This is a genomic window from Noviherbaspirillum humi (assembly GCF_900188095.1).
GTDB lineage: Bacteria > Pseudomonadota > Gammaproteobacteria > Burkholderiales > Burkholderiaceae_D > Noviherbaspirillum > Noviherbaspirillum humi.
In genome coordinates this window covers 1-18586 of sequence record NZ_FZOT01000025.1, presented here as the reverse complement: position 1 = coordinate 18586, position 18586 = coordinate 1, and the positions used below count along the sequence as shown (strand labels likewise).

Below are 18586 nucleotides of genomic sequence, written 5' to 3'. Positions count from 1 at the left end.
ATGCTCGTGACGATGAAACCGCTGGCATGACTGCCTGGGTGTCTACGACACAAGCCCTTGCCGTTTCGACTGCGCCCGCTTCGTATGATTCATTTTTATTAACGCGTTGAAACGGCTTTTCGTCCGGCTTGGCGAATGACGGGAAAGCGGCTTGCCGGCAAGGGCGAGAGGCTTGACAGAACGCCTGCCTGCCCAGAGAATGGATACCGTATACGATATACACGATGCGTCATGACCTTGAAAATGCCTTGGGCGAAAGCCGCCACGGAAGACAGCCTGCTGGATCAGATCCGCCACGTCTCCCTGCCCCATGTGGTGCGGGACGAGGTGCTGGCGCTGATCCTGCGCGGCGAACTGGCGCCGGGCGACCGCATCACGGAACCAATGGTGGCGGCCCGTCTGGGCGTTTCCCGGGTGCCGGTGCGCGAGGCGCTGCGCGACCTGGAAAGCACCGGGCTGGTGGAATCGCGCAAGCATGCGGGCGTGTTCGTGCGCCAGCTGTCGGCCAGGGAAACCGCCGACCTGTACGAACTGCGCTCGGTGCTGGACGCCTTCGCCGGCCGCGTGGCGGCGACCATGCCGGACGCGGCGCTCATCGCGAAGCTGGACCGGCACCTGGCATCGATGAACGCCGCCGCCGAGACCAAGGATGTCATGGCGTATTACGAAGCCAACCTGCACTTCCACTGGGACATCATCCATGCCAGCGGCAACCGGCAGATCTGCGACGTCTACCAGGGCGCCGTGCAGAAGCTGCACCTGGCGCGGCTGAAGAATTTATCGACCGACGTCGGCATGCTGAACTCCCTGCGCGAGCATCACGCCATCGTCGATGCCATCCGCCAGGGCCAACCCGAACGCTGCGAAGCCCTGATGGCCTCGCATGTGAAAACCGCCGGAGAGCGGTTGCGCAAACTTATCTTTGAAGGAGACAACAATGAAGCGGAGACTCATCCTTAGCACCCTCCTCGGCGCAAGCGCCGGCGCCCTGCTGCCGGCCTGGACTCTGGCCCAGGACGCTTGGCCGAACAAGCCGGTGAAGATCGTCGCGCCGGTGGCGCCCGGCGGCGGCGTCGACCTGGTGGCCCGCACCATGGGCGACCGGCTCGCCAAGGCCCTCGGCCAGCCCTTCATCGTCGAGAACCAGAGCGGCGGCGGCGGCGCCATCGCCGGCCAGACGGTGACCCGCGCCGCGCCCGACGGCTATACCCTGATGCTCGGCTATGTCGGCACCCACGGCACCAACCCGGCGGTGCGCAAGCTGCCGTACGACGCCGTCAACGGCTTCACGCCGATCGGCATGGTGGGCGGCACGCCGAACGTGCTGGTGGTGACGCCAACGTTGCCGGTGAACTCGGTCAAGGACTTCGTTGCCTATGCCAAGGCCAACCCCGGCAAGCTCAGCTACGGCACCGCCGGCCCCGGCACCCTGACCCACCTGGTCATGGAGCAGTTCAAGGAAGACACCAAGACCTTCATCGTGCACGTGCCGTATCGCGGCATCGGCCCGGCCATCATGGATACCCTCGGCGGCCAGACGCAATCCATGTTCCCCGGCCTGGCGGCGGCGCTGCCCCATATCAAGGCCGGCAAGCTCAAGCCGCTGGCGGTGACGGGCATCAAGCGCCATCCGCTGCTGCCCAACGTGCCGACGCTGGACGAGCTCGGCTACAAGGGCTTCGACGGCGTGCAGTGGTATGGCATCGTCGGGCCGGCCAACCTGCCCAAGCCCATCGTCACCCGCCTGAACGATGAGATCAACAAGGCCATCAACTCGCCCGACCTGAAGGAAAAGCTGTCGAGCGAGGCGCTTGAAACCATGCCGATGACGCCGGAGCAGTTCGGCGACTACATGAAGAAGGACATCGCCAAATGGAGCGCGCTGGTCAAAGCCCGCAAGCTCGAGATGGACTGATCACGCAACCGCACCCATGACGCGGCCGCCAGCGCGGCTGCGCTTGGCCGAAATTTCGACTTCCGATTCAACTACCATTCATTTCCTGTAAGGCAGAAACATGGCACGCAATACCACCGTCAAGGCAGACCACAACGCTCCCGGCATCACCGAGATGCTGGCCAAGTTCATCGTCGAGCATCCTTCCCGCGGCTGGGACGACCAGGTCGAGCGCGAAGCGCACCGCACCTTCGCCAACTGGCTGGGCTGCGCCATCGGCCCGTCCCAGCATGAGACCGTGCAGGCGGCAGTCGCCGCCATCGCCGAATTCGAGCCGGCGCCGCAAGCTTCCCTCATCGGCCGCAAGGAAAAGGTGGACATGGCCAATGCCGCGCTGATCAACGGCATCAGCTCGCACACCTTCGACTTCGACGACACCCACCTGAAGACCATCATCCATCCGGCCGGCCCGGTTGCCTCCGCCATCCTGGCGCTGGCCGAGCGCATCGGCAGCAGCGGCCGCGAGATGCTCGACGCGCTGGTGATCGGCATCGAAGTCTCCTGCCGCGTCGGCAACGCGGTGTACCCGAACCACTACGACCGCGGCTGGCACATCACCGGCTCCACCGGCATGCTCGGCAGCGCCGCCGCCTGCGCCCGCCTGCTCAAGCTCGACGCCGCCCGCACCCAGATGGCGCTCGGCATCGCCGCCTCGCAGCCGGTCGGCCTGCGCGAGCAGTTCGGCACCATGACCAAGCCCTTCCATCCCGGCGCCGCCGCCAAGGCCGGCATGACCGCCGCGCTGATGGCCAAGCATGGCTTCACCGCTTCCAAGCGCGCGCTGGAAGCGCCGCGCGGCCTGCTGCAGGTGTTCTCCGACAAGACCGACTGGTCGGAAGTCACCGAGAACCTCGGCAAGACCTGGGAGATCGCCCTCAACACCTACAAGCCCTTCGCCTGCGGCATCGTGATCCACCCCAGCATCGACGGCTGCGTGCAGCTGCGCGACAAGTACGACCTGAAGCCGGCCGACATCGCGAAGGTGACGATCAAGGTGCATTCGCTGGTGCTGGAACTGACCGGCAAGAAGACGCCCGCCGACGGCCTGCAGGGCAAGTTCAGCGTTTACCACTCCTGCGCCGCCGGCATCATCTTCGGCCGCGCCGGCGAGCATGAATACGCCGACGAGATCGTCACCCGCGACGACGTGGTGGCGCTGCGCTCCAGGGTCGAAGCCGTCGTCGACGACAGCATCGACGAGGCTTCCGCCGACGTCACCATCGACACCGTCGACGGCCGCAAGCTGCACGTCTTCGTCGAGCATGCGATCGGCAGCGTCGAGCATCCGATGAGCGACGAGCAGCTCAAGGCCAAGTTCGTCGACCAGAGCACGCCCATCATCGGCGCAGCGAAGTCGGAGCAGGCGTGGTCGCTGGCGATGCGCCTGGCATCGCTGCCGAACGCGACCGAACTGGTGGCGGCGGCCACGGCTTGACGGCTTCAAGGCAGGCGGCCACGCCTGCCTGAACCACCGAAGCCCTGATGCCCATGAGCGCTTCATTTCGACGAAGGGCGGTCCAAGCGACCGCCCTTCTTCTTTTTCGGCACCGGTTTTCTGCTATCGATCAGACACGCGTCGATCCGTCCGCTCATCGCAGCCAAGGCATCGCCTATCCCTGTGCATCATGTGCCGGCAAGCCAACGCATTGTCGGAAACACCTTGCGCAACAGCGTGAGCGCGGCACGACAGGCGCTGGCTTCGTGACCTTTGTCATATGGCGGTAGCCGTCCGCCTTTTCTATGCTGAAGTTGAATTTTTATCAATTGTCTTCGACACAAACCCGAGGCCAGCATGGAAAATCCGCAGCATTCAAACGACCTTCATTCGCCCACCCAACAACCCGCGCTCCGCGCTGCGGCCGGGGCCATCGGCCACGGCCGGTCAAAGGCAGGGCATGCAGACAGCGGGCATGGGTCGCCGTGGCGCCTTGCGCTGGTCAATGCCTGCGCCGCCCTGCTGGCTTCAATGGGCGCCATGCATTCGGCCATGGCCGAGGTGGCGCCGAAGACGCTGCCCTCCGGCGGCCGTGTCGTTTCCGGCGCGGTCAGTGTGGCGCAAAGCGGCGCCTCCATGACGGTGAACCAGTCCACACTCAAAGCCATCATCGAATGGAAGCGCTTCGACATCGGCCGCGATGCCGCCGTGCGCTTCAATCAGCCAGACAGCAGCGCCATCGCGCTCAACCGCGTCACCGGCACGGCGCCCAGCGAGATCTACGGACGGCTCCAAGCCAACGGCCAGGTCTTCCTCGTCAATCCGCAAGGCATCCTGTTCGGCCCGACCGCCCAGGTCAACGTGGGAAGCCTCGCGGCTTCCACCATGAGCATCGCCGACCCTGACTTCAAGGCTGGCCGCTATCTCTTCGCGCGCAAGACAGGCGCCGCGCAGGTCGTCAACCAGGGAACGATCATGGCAGGCGAAGGCGGCTACGTCAGCCTGCTGGCGCCGAGCGTGCGCAACGAAGGCGTGATCACCGCCAGGCTGGGTTCGGTAGCGATGGCTGCCGGCGACAAGGTGGCGCTGAACCTGAGCGGCAATGGCCTGGTGGACATCAAGGTTGACGGCGCCACCGTCAAGAGCCTGGTGGAGAACCGGCACATGATCATCGCCGAGGGCGGCACCGTGTACATGGACGCCCGGGCGGCCGGGAAGCTGGCCGGCGCGGTCGTCAGCAATAGCGGTACGGTGCAGGCAGCCTCGCTGCACATCAGGGATGGCGTGGTGCGACTTGCTCCGGAGGTGAAGGCGGCGCAACCGCAAGGCCGCGAGCTTGCCTTCAGCGGCAGCGCCATGAGCCTGAGCGGCGGCAACGTGGCTCCTGCTCCGGCCCCTGCTCCGGCCCCGATTCCTGCTCCTGCTCCGAAGGCAATCGCTTTGCAGGCAACGCCGTCAGGCATGTTACTGCTTCCCATCACTGTTCCGGTCGCCGGCAAGACCTACGATAACAGCGGTGCTGCGATGAGCGGCGGCGTCTTGGTTGGCGGCAGTCTCGTCGCAAGCGGCTCGATCACCACGGGTGGCACTGCCATCAAGAGCGGCAATCTGACGGTCGGCGGCAACCTTTCCACTTCGGGCTCCGGCTACGCCACCACGGGCGGTAGCCTGACGCTGAACGGCGGGCCGATCACCGTGAGCAGCGGCTATCCTGCCGGCGGCAGCGTCACCCTGGGCGGCAGCCTGACCAACACGGGCGTCACCCTCGTCGGCACCAGCAGCCTGACCACAGGCGGCAGCCTGACCCTCTTCAATGGCGCGCCGACCATGACAGGGGCGGACCTGAGCGCATCGAGCGGCAGCCTCGTTGCCCGGAGCGGCGGTATCGTCGCCCCAACCGGCAGCCTGACGACAAACGGCGCACTCATCACCCGCAATTAAGCGGTCAAGCCGTGAAAGGCCGGTCGAGGCAAGAACCGCCGGACCGGCCTTCCCTTCGATCGCATGAGGCAAGTCTTCTTCACTTCATCCGTGCCCGGGCAAGACACAGCCTCCCATGAATCGGGCATGACATCAGTCAGGTAGCGCCCGCGCAAGCCAGCTCGTACAGTTTCCGGACTAGCCCTCACCCAGCCCATGCCGGAGCCCACCGATGAACCACCTTCCCCGACGTCCCGCCGCCTTCGTCCTCGCTTCCACCAACCATGGCAGCATGCTGGTCAACCGCCATGACTACCGGCTGCTGCCGGAAGGCGGCTATGGCGTCGGCTTCCAATTGCTCAATGCCGGCTGCTTCGATCCGGAGGAAGTGAATTCGGTGATGCAGTTGCTGCTGCTGCGGCGGGAGCATTTCGGCGCCGGGGTGGTGGCGCTGGATTGCGGCGCCAATGTCGGCGTGCACACCCTCGAATGGGCGCGGCTGATGCACGGCTGGGGACAGGTGCTGGCCTTCGAGGCGCAGGAACGGATCTTCTATGCGCTGGCCGGGAACATCGCGCTCAACAATTGCTTCAACGCCCGCGCCTTCTGGGCCGCCATCGGCGGACAGACCGGCGCCATCCGCGCCCCGCAACCCAACTATTTCATTCCGTCGAGCTTCGGCAGCGTGGAGCTGCGCCGGCGGGAGCATAACGAGTTCATCGGCCAGGATCTCGACTATGGCGATGACAGGACGCAGGAAGTGCGGATGCTGGCGCTGGACGACCTGCAGCTGGAACGTCTCGACTTCCTCAAGCTGGACATCGAAGGCATGGAATTCGAAGCGCTGGAAGGCGGACGGGCCACGCTGCAGAAGTGCCGGCCGCAGCTTCTGGTGGAAAAGATCAAGACGAACGAGGCCGACCTGCGCGGCATGCTGCAGGCCTTGGATTACCAGGTCTTCGAGCTGGGCATCAATCTGCTCGCCGTCCATGAAAGCGATCCGGCCGCCGCGCAGATAAAGGTGGCGTAGCGGTTCACGCCCGGCGTTCCTCCGCGTCGCCGCGATGCGCCTCGATCGCGGCGAGCAGCTGATCGTCCGCCATCTGCTCCCGCCAGGCGGCGGGCAAGGACAGGCGCACCGTCTGTTCGCCGCCGCTCGGCGTGCAAACCACCGCCACCTCTTCATCCGCGTTCGTCATCCGCTTCTGCGCTTCGCGCGCAGCCGGCGTTTCCGCGCCGCTGAAGGCTTGTACGCAGGTCCATGTGATGCCCGCGCCGTCCTGCACGTCTCTTTGCTTCATCGATGCCTCTCCTTGGCTGATCCCCACGGGTAGAGCGCGGACGCCGCGCCGAGTTCGCCGGCATGCCTGCCGGGCGTTCGCGCAGGCACCGCCTGCTACCGGTTCCCTCATCAATGGTGATGAAGCGCAACCACCCTTTGCCGCAGACAAGGCAGACTTCGTTTTCAACCAGCCTCTGCCCTTCATGACGCGCCATGTTCTTCTTCTTTTCCAGCAAGCTGGGCTGTTTCGGCTCTCTCGTGGTCTCGATACTGCTCACGTTGTTGCTGCTGTTCTTCTTTGGCGTGTTTTGAAATGACCGGAGGCAACGAATCGTTTGAATGGTCTCAAGAGTGGGAACAAATCCGGCTTTCCGCCTTCTCATCCTTATTAGTTAGTCAATACTTAGTCAACAGCCTGCCAAGATCCGGAGATTGAATGCGCTCGATAATCGTCTTTTCTCACCTGCGCTGGGACTTCGTCTATCAGCGCCCCCAGCATCTTCTGTCCCGACTCGCGGAAAATTATCAGATCATTTTCTTCGAGGAACCCGAATTCCGTGACGGCCCGCCGGAACTGAGCGAATCCCGGCCGCTTCCCAATCTTACGGTCTACCGTCCCCTGACCCCCGTCAGGGAATTCGGCTTCCACGATGCGCAAATGCCTTACCTGCGCCAGATGGTTCAGGAAGTGGCGGATGGACTGGATAATCCCATCGTCTGGTTCTACACGCCTATGGCGCTGCCGCTGCTCGATGAAGTCCGGGCCCAGCATGTCATCTACGATTGCATGGATGAACTCAGCGCCTTCAAGAACCCGCCGCCGCATCTGGTGGAGCGCGAGCGCAAGCTGCTCGACATGGCCGACCTGGTGTTCGCCGGCGGCCCCAGCCTCTATCAGTCGAAGCGGCAGCGCAACCGCAATGCGCACTGCTTCCCGAGCAGCGTCGACGTCAACCACTTCCGCCAGGCGCTGGACCGCAACATCGCCCATCCGACGCACCAGAACCTGCCGCGACCGCGCCTCGGCTTCTATGGCGTGATCGACGAGCGGCTGGATGTCGATCTGGTCGGCGCATTGGCAGATGCCCATCCCGAGTGGCAGCTCGTGCTGGTCGGGCCGGTGGTGAAGATCGATCCCGCCATCCTGCCGCAGCGGCCGAACGTTCACTACATGGGCCAGCAGCCCTATACCGCCCTGCCGCATTTCCTCGCGGCCTGGGATGTCTGCCTGATGCCGTTCGCATTGAACGAGTCCACCAAGTTCATCAGCCCCACCAAGTCGCTGGAATACATGGCGGCCGAACTGCCCATCGTCTCCACGCCGATTAAGGACGTGGTCGACCTGCACAGCGACGTGGTGGAAATCGCCAACGGCACGCAGGACTTCATCGCCGCCTGCGAACGCGTCATCGGCATGTCGAGCGATGAGAAGCGCAAGAAGGTCAGGATGATGCGCGAGAAGCTGTCGCGCACCTCCTGGAACGTCACCGCATCGGAAATGCACAACCTGATCAAGCAGCTCGACGCCTGGGAGGACCAGGACGAAGTCGCCCAGGAAGATGCCTTCCCGCTGCAAGCCGGCTCGTCGAGCGCATCCCGTGCCGCCGCTCGCGACTGACTGAACAACCGCATAGCCAGAGCAAGCACGGATCAAGACCCAGCGGCGGCCGGAAGCGGCCGCCCGTCAATCGAGCCGGACGCCGCATGACGTCCGGCTCGTCGAAGCCTTATCTCCCTCGAATCATTACCTCAAACCATGGATAACGACATTCGACCTATGAATCAGCACATCGAGCTATGGGGCGGACTCGAATGCACCGTCAACCGGGTTCTGGACGATTACTTCAGCCAGATGGAAAGAAACGGCCATGCCGGCCGGCGCGAAGACCTGGAGCGCTTCGCCTCGCTCGGCATCAAGGCCATCCGCTATCCGGTGCTGTGGGAGCGCACCGCGCCCGAAGGACTGGACAGCGCCGACTGGTCATGGCCGGACGAACGCCTGCCGCATTTGCGCCGCCTCGGCGTCACGCCCATCGTCGGCCTGGTGCACCATGGCAGCGGCCCGCGCCACACCAGCCTGATCGATCCGCAGTTTCCTGAGAAGCTGGCGGAGTTCGCCGGCGCGGTGGCGCAGCGCTATCCCTGGGTGGAGTACTACACCCCGGTCAACGAACCGCTCACCACCGCCCGCTTTTCCGGCCTGTACGGCGTGTGGTACCCGCACGGCCATGACGAGCGCACCTTCATCCAGGCGCTGCTGACGCAATGCAAGGCGGTGGTGCTGTCGATGCGCGCCATCCGCGCCGTCAACCCGGAGGCGAAGCTGGTCCAGACCGACGACCTCGGCAAGACCTACAGCACGCCGGAGATGGCGGAGCTGGCCAACTTCTACAACGACCGGCGCTGGCTGTCCTGGGACCTGTTGTGCGGCAAGGTCGGCCCGGAACATCCGATGTGGCGTTACCTGCTCGACACCGGCATTCCGGAACAGGACTTCCTCTGGTTCCGCGACAACGCCTGCCCGCCGGATATCATCGGCGCCAACTACTACATCACCAGCGAGCGCTGGGTGGACCACCGGGTGGAGCGCTATCCGGAGCGCTTCGTCCATACGTATCACGAGTATCACCATGCGGACATCGAGGCGCCGCGGGCGCTGGCCGTGCCGACGCCGGGCATCGGCCCGCTGCTGCAGGAATGCTGGGAGCGCTATCGCCTGCCGATCGCGGTGACCGAGGCGCATATCGACTCCAACCGCGAAGACCAGCTGCGCTGGCTGCTGGAGATCTGGGAAGCCGCGCAGGAAGCGCGCGACAGCGGCGCCGACGTGCGCGCCGTCACGGTATGGGCGCTGCTCGGCTCCTATGACTGGAACTGCCTCGTCACCGCCTGCCACGGCTACTATGAGCCGGGACCGTTCGACGTGCGCAGCGGCCGGCCGCGGCCAACGGCGGTGGCGCGGCTGATGCGGGAGCTGTCGGTGCGGCGCGAGCCGTCGCACCCGGTGCTGCAGGGCCAGGGCTGGTGGCGCCGGCCCGGTCGCTTCTTCTGTCCGCCGGTAGCCAGCCGCGACGCGCTGGCATCCCTCAGCGCCGAGCGCCAGCATGCGCGCGAGCACCTGGTGCAGCCGGTGCTCATCAGCGGCGCCACCGGCACCCTCGGCGCGGCCTTCGCCCGCATCTGCGAAACCCGCAACATCGCCTACCGCCTGATGACGCGGCAGGAGATGGACATCGCCGATCCGGATTCGGTGGAAGCGGCGATCGAGCGACACCGGCCCTGGGCCATCATCAATGCCGGCGGCTACGTGCGCGTGGACGATGCCGAGCACGATGTCGAGCGCTGCATGCGCGAGAACGCCTACGGCCCATCGGTACTGGCGATTGCCTGCATCCGGCACGACGTGCAGCTGCTGACCTTTTCCAGCGACCTGGTGTTCGACGGCGCCAAGGGCACGCCCTATGTGGAAAGCGACCCGGTCAATCCGCTCAACGTCTACGGCCGCAGCAAGGCGGAGGCGGAGCAGCGTGTGCTGGAGAACTGCCCGGATGCGCTGGTGGTGCGCACCAGCGCCTTCTTCGGCCCCTGGGACAAGCACAACTTCGTCACCCTGGCGCTGCAGGCTCTGGCCAAGGGGGAATCCTTCGCCGCCGCGAGCGACATGGTGGTGTCGCCGACCTATGTGCCGGACCTGGTGCATGCCTGCCTGGACCTGCTGATCGACCGCGCCAGCGGCATCTGGCATCTGACCAATGCCCAGCCGCTGAGCTGGGCCGACCTGGCGCTGAAGGCCTGCGAGAAAGCGGGAATCGATGCCGGCCGTCTGGAAGCCCGCCCCGCCGCCAGCTTCGGCTGGACGGCGGCGCGGCCGGCGTGGAGCGCGCTGCACAGCGAGCATGGCCTGCTGCTGCCGAACCTCGATGATGCGCTGACACGCTATCTCGGCCAGCGCCAGACGGCGGCGGAAGAAGACGAGGCCGGCCAGGCGGCGAACTACGGCGGAGGCTGACCGGACGGGTGCCGCAGGCATGCGGCGCCCCGATGCCTGGGCACCGGCTACAATCGACGCATGCCGGTTGCCAGCCGGACAACGCAGCCACGGAGACGCCATGCCCAAATTTGCCGCCAACCTGTCCATGATGTTCAATGAAGTGCCCTTCCTGGAGCGCTTCGCGGCCGCCGCCGAAGCGGGCTTCGAGGCGGTCGAATTTCTTTTTCCCTATGAGTTCCCGGCGCAAGACATCGCCGCCCGGCTGCAGGCCCATGGCCTGAAAAACGTGCTGTTCAACCTGGCGCCCGGTGACTGGAGCCAGGGTGAACGCGGCATGGCCAGCCTCCCCGGCAGGGAGGCGGAGTTTCGCGCCAGCCTCGGCCAGGCGATCGCTTACGCCAAGGCGCTCGGCACGCCGCGGCTGCATGTGATGGCCGGACTGCTGCCGCCGGATGCGCAGCGTGAACCGCGTCGCCGCCTGTATATCGACAACCTGCGCCATGCCGCCGCCGAAACCGCGAGGCACGGGCTGGAGATCATGATCGAGCCGATCAACACCCGCGACATTCCCGGCTACTTCCTCAACACGCAGGCGGAGGCCCATGCCATCCGCGAGGAAGTGGGCGCGCCCAACCTGAAGGTGCAGATGGACTTCTACCATGCGCAGATCGTGGAGGGCGACATCGCGACCAAGGTGAGGCAGTATCTGCCCCATGTGGGCCACGTCCAGATTGCCGGGGTGCCCGGGCGGCATGAGCCGGACACCGGCGAGCTCAACTATCCCTACCTGTTCCGCCTGCTCGACGAGCTCGGCTACGAAGGCTGGATCGGATGCGAATACCGGCCGGCGCGCGGAACGGTGGAGGGCTTGGGGTGGATGCGGGAGTTCGTTGCGAAGCACTGAGCGGCCTGCTGCCGATACGGACGCGATTCGGCTGACGGGCATGCGCTGCATTCCCGCAGGCGGCTTGCCTTCCCGGCCCGGACATGCATTGCGCGAGCAGCGGTTCGCCGCCGCCGGGCGGCCCGGGCACGGCTGCCCTGGCGCTCCGCATGTTCAAGCGATCCGGTATGCAGGGCGCTTCTACTGGCGCAGGACGACGCGGATGCCTGCCGCATCAAACCACTATGGGAGGCCCATTTCCGCCATCACGCGTGCCGCACCGGCAAGCTTCCTGCGATTTCCGTTGGCCGGCACGAGCGCTCATTTCGCCGACGGGAAGAACACCTGCTGGCCGTCCACCTTGAACTCGGCGATCTTCTTCTGCCCTTCCGGCGAAGTCATCCAGTCGATCAGCTGCATCGCGCCCTTGTAGTTGATGTCCTTGTACTTGGCCGGATTGACGGCGATGATGCCGTAGGGATTGAACATCTTCGGGTCGCCCTCGACGGCGACGATCAGCCCGGTCTTGGCCTTGTAGGCGCCATAGGTGGCGCGGTCGGTCAGGGTATAGCCCTGCATCTGCGCCGCCATGTTCAGCACCTCGCCCATGCCGAGGCCGGCGGCGACGTAGCTGCTGCCCTTCGGCTGGGCGCCGAGCTGCTTCCAATATGCCTTCTCCATGATGTCGGTGCCGGAGTTGTCGCCGCGCGAAATGAATCGCGCATTGCTGTCGACGATCTTGCGCAGCGCCTGCATGACGTCGCGGCTGCCCTTGATGCCGGCCGGGTCGGACACCGGGCCGGCGATAAGGAAATCGTTGTACATCACGTCGCGCCGGTTCACGCCATGGCCCTCGGCGACGAACTTTTCCTCCGCCGCACGCGCATGGACCAGGGTGACATCGACATCGCCATTCTTCGCCAGCTCCAGCGCCTTGCCGGTGCCGACGGCGATGACCTGGACCTTGAGATTGCTCCTGGCCTCGAAGATCGGAAGCAGGTATTGCAGCAGGCCGGAATTGTCGGTGCTGGTGGTGGTGGACAGGCGCAGCACCTGCTGCGCCCAGGCGCCGCCCGACCCCATCAACGATGTGGCGAGCAGGCCGGCGGCCAGCCCCCATCTTGCCCATTTTTTCATCATGCACTCCCCATCATCGAGTTGACTCCTCTCGCATGAACCTCGTTCGAAGTTCGCGCTGCCGAGGCGAAATTGACGTTGTGCTATGGTACAGACCGCCTTGCACCACTCCAATATGAACCGGCTTGCATATGCTCCACCTGAAATTCAGCTACAGCTTCACCGAGACGCCCGAAGCGCAGCACCAGCTCGACAATCCCCTGTTCGACCTGCTGGCCGCCATTCACCGCACCGGCTCCATTGCCCAAAGCGCGCGGCATCTCGGGCTGTCCTACCGCCATGTCTGGGGGGCGCTGAAGAAATGGGAAGCAGACCTCGGCCAGGAATTGATTCAATGGGAGCGCGGCAAGCGGGCGCGGCTGACCGGCTTCGGCGAGAAGCTGCTCTTCGCCGAGCAGCGCGCCAAGGCGCGGGCGCTGCCGCACATCGACAACCTGGTAGCGCAGATGGAGCGGGAATTCGCCCTTGCCTTCGACCCGCATGCCCATGTCATCACGCTGCATGCCAGTCATGACCTGGCGCTGCCGCGGCTGAAGGAATTCATGGCGGAGGAAGCCAAGCTGCATCTGGACCTCCAGTTCAGAGGCAGCATGGAATGCGTGGAAGCGCTTTCGCGCGGCGACTGCCTGCTGGCCGGCTTCCATGTGAGCGAGGACCGGGCGCGGGGTTCGCTGACGCAGAAGGCCTTCAAGAAACTGCTCAAGCCCGGCAAGCACAAGCTGATCACCTTCCTCAACCGGCAGCAGGGCCTGATGGCGGCACCCGGCAATCCGCTTGCCATCAAAGGACTGCGTGACCTGGTGCGGGAAGACGTGCGCTTCGTGAACCGCCCGACCGGCTCCGGCACCCGGCTCGAAATCGAACAGCTGCTGGCCGCCGAGAACATCGACTCGTCCCGCATACGCGGCTTCGGCGACGAGGAAGCCACCCACCTCTCGGTCGCAGCCGCCATCGCCTCCCGCCAGGCCGACGCCGGCTTCGGCCTCGCCGCCGCCGCCGCGCAGTTCGGTCTGCATTTCATTCCGCTGTTGCGGGAGCAGTATTACCTGGCCTGCCTCAAGGAGACGCTCGAGGAACCGGCCATCGTGAGCCTGCTAACCCTGCTGCGCAGCCGGCGCTGGCAGGGGGCGATCGCGGGATTGGCGGGGTATGACGCCGACCATGCAGGAAACGTCGCGTCGCTGAAGCAGGTGATGCCTTGGTATTCGTTCAAGACGAGGAAGTAGGCTGCGTGGAAATCTTAAGCTGAACCTGTGACGCCTTTAGGAAGGCTAGCAGACAGGTTTTTTACGTGTCTGAATCCTAGTGATAAGGGAGAACAGGGCAACCTACCGGTCATAAACCCCGTCTCATGCAGATCGATATGCTGCTTGACGCTTTTTGCTCAATAAACGAATGCCGGATCGGTAACGCCCATCCAATGCTTGATTGATCACATACTGCAGCCGCTGGAAACACTAGCGAGTTGGATTAGTTTAAATTCCTACGAGCCCAGGATGTCGTTTTCGCTATCAGCAAGATCGTTTCGCCACACGACATACGTTTTTTTCCATGGTGGCCAGAACGATGTCTCAGAGATCGAACTTACCATGCATGGTAAGTCTTTTTGTTTCTCAAGTACCGTGCGAATTTTTGTCTTCCCTCGATATTCATGTGTTATCTGGTAGGTTCCACTAAGGAAGCCTACCGCTGCAACTTCGTACACTTTCCGCACTTCCTCATCTGCCACCGGAAAGTACACGAATCTGAAGTGATCGATACCTAGCGATAGCATATCGTGATCCAAATATAGGGAAGTTTCAAACTTCAAACTTTTTTGAACCGGGAGGTTAATACAAACATCGAGTTGATCGGTTTCGCCAAGCTCATATTTAAAGAGTGGAAATTGATCAAGGATGCATTTGAATAGAGCTTCGGCTAGCTCTTTGTTTTCGCGGTTATCATATTCTCTATAAATGGGCATGGACCAGCCTTCCGAAGCATCTTGGTAGCTTAAGCGTACCACGCGACAATTTATTATTTATCAATTTCCTTGTTTTGACCTGATTTATTAATAACAAGCCGCATGGCGTAGAGTTTGCGATATTTATTCAAACTGCCTGCAGAAAAATTTTTGGCAGTGCAGTCCAGTGAGCCGGACCCTGAAACCTGAAAGACACTCTATTTTAAAACCATCTCATTCAACATTAACAAAGACAGATCACAACACCGACATCTTATTTATCACGAAGCTCTGCGCAGGAGCACTTCGGCCACGGCCACATCTGAATCATTTAAATTTTGAACTCACGCGTGGATTTTCACTAGTGTTTTGAATAACAGTTAAATGAAGTGAACTTTCAATGAAATTTGTAGGAAGTAGCCAGTGATATACCTTACCCTGGGGCTTTCCTTGACTAGTCTTCCTTAAAAAAAACCGGCACGTTTCCTTTGGCCCAAGCGTTCTGCCTGAACAAGAGGCGTCTGCAATCAGCAAATCTGGTGCCGTTATCGGATCTGTCTGCCACGACATCAAGCTTACTGACTCAGTACCGCTATTTATGACCGATATCTCGATCTGATTAATGCTGCCCTTCGACAAAAAGCGAAGTTCATTTTCCAAAGAATCGGAATTTTCTATCTCGACCCAAGGTAATGAAAGGGAACCGACTATCTTTTCATCGAAAAGCAGTTTGATTTCAACTGCCTCTGGATTGATAAGCCTAGGATCGAAGAACGAAATCATAAGGCTGCTGGCAAAAACGCCCGGTCGAAAATTTCTAGGATTGATACCAGCACTCAGTTCAAATTCGGAGGTACCTTGACACCGAGGTTTTGCAGCTTTCTTGAAAAAGCAGGTGGCATTTGAACATCCCTCACGTATCTCTAGGCGTTTAGGATAAACAATCAACCTATAATTTGAATTCGAAATAAAAAAATTTCCATCGAACGTGCTGGTATGAATAGAGACATTTCCTAAATCTATTTTGCTGACGGCATGGCCGGCTGAATTGAGTAGTACCGCTTTTGGTTTTCCGTTTGCAAAAGAGTTACAGATATTTGGCTTTACAGATTCATTTGCATATACCCTGAACTGAATTAATAAAGCCACTAAAAAGGCGAGACGAATTAAAAATTTTGGCGAATGGATATCCACGATCATTTCATCTGCCCCAAAAACCGGTTGAAATTCGCCAACATTTGCTCCTTTGTATATCTCCCTGACTGGGAACCGCCGGGAAATGATGGCCAATCTCTTTTTGCCAAGATAGTTGCTGCCGCTTCTATTTCGCCAGTTCGTACTAATTTAAGTACGTTTTCGACCTGTTCCATTATTGCGATGGCAAGGCAGTCCTGCATTCTTGGCGAAAAAGTTAAACCGTCGGGTCCTACTTCAACATATGGTAAATAAAGTCTCCAAGTCGATTCGAGTATCCCGTAAGCGCCTGATGCATTCGGTGCTTTCCTGTTGTTGGCAAATGGATGACTCGTAAAGTCATTAAACTTACCCGTTCTTGGTAAAGTGCGGTACGCTTCCTCATAACCGTCATTAGTAAAAATTTGTTCGGCCTCCCTCGAAGCGATTGTCATAAGAAAAGCGCGCATCCTCTTTGCAGGCATAGGGTCATAGCATTTTCTATAGATGCCGATCACCTTAAATCTCTGAACCGGAAAATTTGGCGTCCAAAAATCGCTGATATACCCATCGTAGGTTCGTATATCGATATGCCCGTCCGCTGAAGGTGACCCCTTCTTTTCATACACGATCACATCCCCCGGCGCAGCCCAGCGCGCATCAGGAAGCTCACTCGATATTTCCTTGAACCCCGCATCCAGTAACGCCTTGCCCATCAGGCGGGCCGGACTGACGCCGCTGCCAATCAGCTTCAGATCGTCGCCGACATGGTAGGCATACCACAGCGCGATCTTGACGTACTTGTTGCACATGCCTTTGGAACTTCGCTTGGGTTTGGCCGACGGCTCGACGAAGGTCTTGTTCTGCATCTGCTTGACGTAGGCATCGCTGGTGATGCCGTGGCTGTACTCCCAGCAGGCCTGCTTCTCGGCGAATTCGATCAGGCGCTTCGCCACCTCGATATCGGACGACGTCGCCGTGGCGGGAACCAGATCATCCCTGTTCTGGTTGAGGAAATTGCGCAGGCCATCGAGCACGGTGGCTTTAGGGTAGCCATCTTTATTTCTTCCCGCTTCTAGCTCAGGCTTCTTGTCCGGGTTTCCAGTGATAACGGGTTGAGCGGCCGGTTTTTGGTTGTGGCTGGCTGCAATCTTGTCCTTCTGAGTGTCCGCATTGCCAGGCCCGCCCGTATGCGGTTCGGTGCTGAACTCAAAACGGGTCTTCGGACTTTGCAGGCAGGCGTAATTTTCCTCGCCGTGGATTTTTCCAATTGCAGCGAATTTGTACTTGCCCGAGTCCCGGCGGACGTGGATCTCGAATGTCGTATTGATTTTCAAGCCAGTGATGCTGGGAACCTGGCCTTTGGCATCCGTCTTTCCATCAAACACCACCTTTTTGTTGTTCATCACCCGGATGGCAAGATGAGGGATGGGCTGGCCGTGCCAATCATTGACGCGCAGTTCCAACATTCCCTCGAGAGGCCCGCGCCATTCACGTATGGGAGGCTCCATGGCTTCAAACGGCTGTCCGGAAGCTTCATCTTCGAAGATAGGCGTTTCATGAACGGCTGGCTTGTCTTGCGTCGTTGCGGCATTCGGTGGGCCACTTTCAGGTGGACGGTCTGAAGAGAAATCGTCGTCGGACCGTTCGGATTCTGGGGGCACTGCCGTGATAGGCATCGGTTCCATCGAACGATCCTCATTTGACGGCATGCCTGTTTCTTTCTCTTTCAACATCACGACTCTCCTGCTGCGGTTCGATGCTTCATGTCCATGGACAGCGACCATTCGCCGTCGCCCACGTCGAGGATCAGCTTCTGCTCGCTGTCGGTGTAGATACGCGCCGTGTCGCCGCGCAGGTCGGTGAAGCCGCGCTGGATTACCTTGCCGTCGGGCGTGCGAACCTCGTAGGGCATCTGCCTTATCGCGGTGCGGGTCTCCGGGTCCATGCCGATGAAGTCGCTGAGATCGATCTGCTGGCTGAACCGGGCAGACTCCCGTGCTGTGGCTTGGGGCAGCGAGGGCAAGCTCGCCGACAGGGAAGCCGGCCCGTTGAGATCAAACTTCGCCGCCTTCTGCGACTGCTGCCCCGGACAATGCACCTCGATATCCCGCCCGATACGGATATACCCGCCCCCAGCCGCCAGCAGGATCTCCTGCGGCGCCTGGATCACCACCTTGCCGCCCACGCTGCTGATGGTGAGCTCCTGCTGCGCCGCCAGGCTCATCGGCCCGTCCTGCGCCTGCAGCGTCATGCCGCCCTTGGCCGCGATCAGCTTGAAGGTGTCCTTCACCTTTGCCTTTGCTCCGCCGACGAACAGGGAAATCGATTCGCCGACGTTGTGGATCCAGCGCCGGCCGCTGGTCTGGTTGCTGTCGCGCTGGGCGATCTGGTCGATGTTGGTCTGCGCCGTCAGCGTCATGCTTTGGCCGCTGGCCAGCGCGATGCCGTCCGGGCCGCTGGCGGCAATGAGGCGCTGGCCGCCGTGGTGCTTTTGCTTGGCGGTATTGCTGCCGTTTTCCAGGTCGTGCAGCGCCTGGGCCAGCTGCGCCTGGTGGCCTTGCTCGCTGCGGCCGGCCGGCACGGCGTCATCATCGATGCGCTGATTGCCGTGCCCGGTCTCGGGCTGGTTCGCATGCTGGTGCAGCGCTTGCTCGCCTTGCCGTTCGGCCAGCTGCAGGGCGGCGTCGAGCAGTTGCCGCAAGAGCTGCCGTTCCAGCTGGGCACCGTTGGCATGGGGCTGGGCTTCGGCGGTGAGCAGCAAGCCTTTTGCCGCCCGGATGGCGGCGGCGGCATCGGTGCGCAGTTCGATGCCTTCGCCGCGCGGCGCGGCCTTGCCGTCGGTGCGCGCATGGCCGAGCCAGCCGAG

At 61.8% G+C, this 18586-nt stretch carries 15 protein-coding genes; 9 read left to right on the top strand and 6 right to left on the bottom strand.

The window, feature by feature from the left end:
- Positions 1–231: 231 nt before the first annotated feature.
- The 5 genes from CHB88_RS22290 to CHB88_RS22270 all read left to right on the top strand — a co-directional run bounded on the left by CHB88_RS22290 (position 232) and on the right by CHB88_RS22270 (position 6339).
- Positions 232–960: a GntR family transcriptional regulator gene (locus tag CHB88_RS22290; RefSeq protein ID WP_245845181.1), complete on the top strand. Its 729-nt coding sequence runs from the start codon at positions 232–234 to the stop codon at positions 958–960.
- The gene (locus tag CHB88_RS22285; RefSeq protein WP_089401561.1) at positions 938–1915 is read left to right on the top strand and encodes a Bug family tripartite tricarboxylate transporter substrate binding protein; all 978 of its coding nucleotides are present in this window, start codon (positions 938–940) and stop codon (positions 1913–1915) included. Before CHB88_RS22290 ends, CHB88_RS22285 begins: the two co-directional genes overlap by 23 nt.
- 100 nt (positions 1916–2015) lie before the next feature.
- A complete protein-coding gene (locus CHB88_RS22280) occupies positions 2016–3389 on the top strand; it encodes an MmgE/PrpD family protein (protein WP_089401560.1) in 1374 nt (457 codons plus the stop codon).
- 540 nt (positions 3390–3929) lie between these two features.
- Positions 3930–5330: a two-partner secretion domain-containing protein gene (locus CHB88_RS22275; protein WP_176442607.1), complete on the top strand. Its 1401-nt coding sequence runs from the start codon at positions 3930–3932 to the stop codon at positions 5328–5330.
- 211 nt (positions 5331–5541) lie between these two features.
- Positions 5542–6339, top strand: coding sequence for an FkbM family methyltransferase (locus CHB88_RS22270; protein WP_089401558.1), 798 nt, complete (start codon positions 5542–5544; stop codon positions 6337–6339).
- 4 nt (positions 6340–6343) lie between these two features.
- Here the strand turns inward: CHB88_RS22270 and CHB88_RS22265 are convergent, their stop codons facing one another.
- On the bottom strand, positions 6344–6610 hold the full coding sequence (locus CHB88_RS22265; RefSeq protein ID WP_089401557.1) for a hypothetical protein: 267 nt from the start codon (positions 6608–6610) through the stop codon (positions 6344–6346).
- 417 nt (positions 6611–7027) lie between these two features.
- On the opposite strand from CHB88_RS22265, the gene CHB88_RS22260 reads away from it, so the two are divergent.
- From CHB88_RS22260 to otnI, 3 genes are all read left to right on the top strand, one after another.
- Positions 7028–8209: a glycosyltransferase gene (locus tag CHB88_RS22260; protein WP_089401556.1), complete on the top strand. Its 1182-nt coding sequence runs from the start codon at positions 7028–7030 to the stop codon at positions 8207–8209.
- 159 nt (positions 8210–8368) lie between these two features.
- Entirely contained in the window at positions 8369–10600 is a 2232-nt protein-coding gene (locus CHB88_RS22255; protein WP_245845179.1) for a family 1 glycosylhydrolase, read from the top strand.
- A 100-nt stretch (positions 10601–10700) separates the two neighbouring features.
- On the top strand, positions 10701–11486 hold the full coding sequence (gene otnI, locus CHB88_RS22250; RefSeq protein WP_089401555.1) for a 2-oxo-tetronate isomerase: 786 nt from the start codon (positions 10701–10703) through the stop codon (positions 11484–11486).
- A gap of 300 nt (positions 11487–11786) precedes the next feature.
- On the opposite strand, the gene CHB88_RS22245 is transcribed toward otnI, so the two are convergent.
- Positions 11787–12548 (bottom strand): ABC transporter substrate-binding protein, encoded by a 762-nt coding sequence (locus CHB88_RS22245; RefSeq protein WP_245845187.1) that lies wholly within the window; start codon positions 12546–12548, stop codon positions 11787–11789.
- Between the two features lie 185 nt (positions 12549–12733).
- On the opposite strand from CHB88_RS22245, the gene CHB88_RS22240 reads away from it, so the two are divergent.
- Positions 12734–13828, top strand: a complete 1095-nt coding sequence (locus tag CHB88_RS22240) for a substrate-binding domain-containing protein (RefSeq protein ID WP_089401554.1) — start codon at positions 12734–12736, stop codon at positions 13826–13828.
- Positions 13829–14085: 257 nt separating this feature from the next.
- On the opposite strand, the gene CHB88_RS24910 is transcribed toward CHB88_RS22240, so the two are convergent.
- The 4 genes from CHB88_RS24910 to CHB88_RS22230 form a co-directional block, all read right to left on the bottom strand.
- The gene (locus tag CHB88_RS24910; protein ID WP_143131434.1) at positions 14086–14565 is read right to left on the bottom strand and encodes a hypothetical protein; all 480 of its coding nucleotides are present in this window, start codon (positions 14563–14565) and stop codon (positions 14086–14088) included.
- 306 nt (positions 14566–14871) lie between these two features.
- Complete coding sequence (locus CHB88_RS24905; RefSeq protein WP_143131433.1) at positions 14872–15738, bottom strand: hypothetical protein; 867 nt, start codon at positions 15736–15738, stop codon at positions 14872–14874.
- 2 nt (positions 15739–15740) lie between these two features.
- Positions 15741–17453: a lysozyme family protein gene (locus CHB88_RS22235; RefSeq protein ID WP_089401553.1), complete on the bottom strand. Its 1713-nt coding sequence runs from the start codon at positions 17451–17453 to the stop codon at positions 15741–15743.
- Positions 17453–18586: DUF2345 domain-containing protein (locus CHB88_RS22230; protein ID WP_143131432.1), on the bottom strand; the 1134-nt coding region annotated here is incomplete at its 5' end. The genes CHB88_RS22235 and CHB88_RS22230, both read right to left, overlap by 1 nt.

Excerpts from the sequence above, each read along its gene's own strand:
- CHB88_RS22270 (WP_089401558.1), top strand. The coding sequence starts at position 5,542 with ATGAACCACCTTCCCCGACGTCCCGCCGCCTTCGTCCTCGCTTCCACC.
- CHB88_RS22245 (WP_245845187.1), bottom strand. The coding sequence starts at position 12,548 with ATGGGGTCGGGCGGCGCCTGGGCGCAGCAGGTGCTGCGCCTGTCCACC.
- CHB88_RS22255 (WP_245845179.1), top strand. The coding sequence starts at position 8,369 with ATGAATCAGCACATCGAGCTATGGGGCGGACTCGAATGCACCGTCAAC.
- CHB88_RS22275 (WP_176442607.1), top strand. The coding sequence starts at position 3,930 with ATGCATTCGGCCATGGCCGAGGTGGCGCCGAAGACGCTGCCCTCCGGC.
- CHB88_RS22265 (WP_089401557.1), bottom strand. The coding sequence starts at position 6,610 with ATGAAGCAAAGAGACGTGCAGGACGGCGCGGGCATCACATGGACCTGC.
- CHB88_RS22260 (WP_089401556.1), top strand. The coding sequence starts at position 7,028 with ATGCGCTCGATAATCGTCTTTTCTCACCTGCGCTGGGACTTCGTCTAT.
- CHB88_RS22290 (WP_245845181.1), top strand. The coding sequence starts at position 232 with ATGACCTTGAAAATGCCTTGGGCGAAAGCCGCCACGGAAGACAGCCTG.
- CHB88_RS22240 (WP_089401554.1), top strand. The coding sequence starts at position 12,734 with ATGCTCCACCTGAAATTCAGCTACAGCTTCACCGAGACGCCCGAAGCG.
- CHB88_RS24910 (WP_143131434.1), bottom strand. The coding sequence starts at position 14,565 with ATGCCCATTTATAGAGAATATGATAACCGCGAAAACAAAGAGCTAGCC.
- CHB88_RS22235 (WP_089401553.1), bottom strand. The coding sequence starts at position 17,453 with ATGTTGAAAGAGAAAGAAACAGGCATGCCGTCAAATGAGGATCGTTCG.
- CHB88_RS22280 (WP_089401560.1), top strand. The coding sequence starts at position 2,016 with ATGGCACGCAATACCACCGTCAAGGCAGACCACAACGCTCCCGGCATC.
- CHB88_RS22285 (WP_089401561.1), top strand. The coding sequence starts at position 938 with ATGAAGCGGAGACTCATCCTTAGCACCCTCCTCGGCGCAAGCGCCGGC.
- otnI (WP_089401555.1), top strand. The coding sequence starts at position 10,701 with ATGCCCAAATTTGCCGCCAACCTGTCCATGATGTTCAATGAAGTGCCC.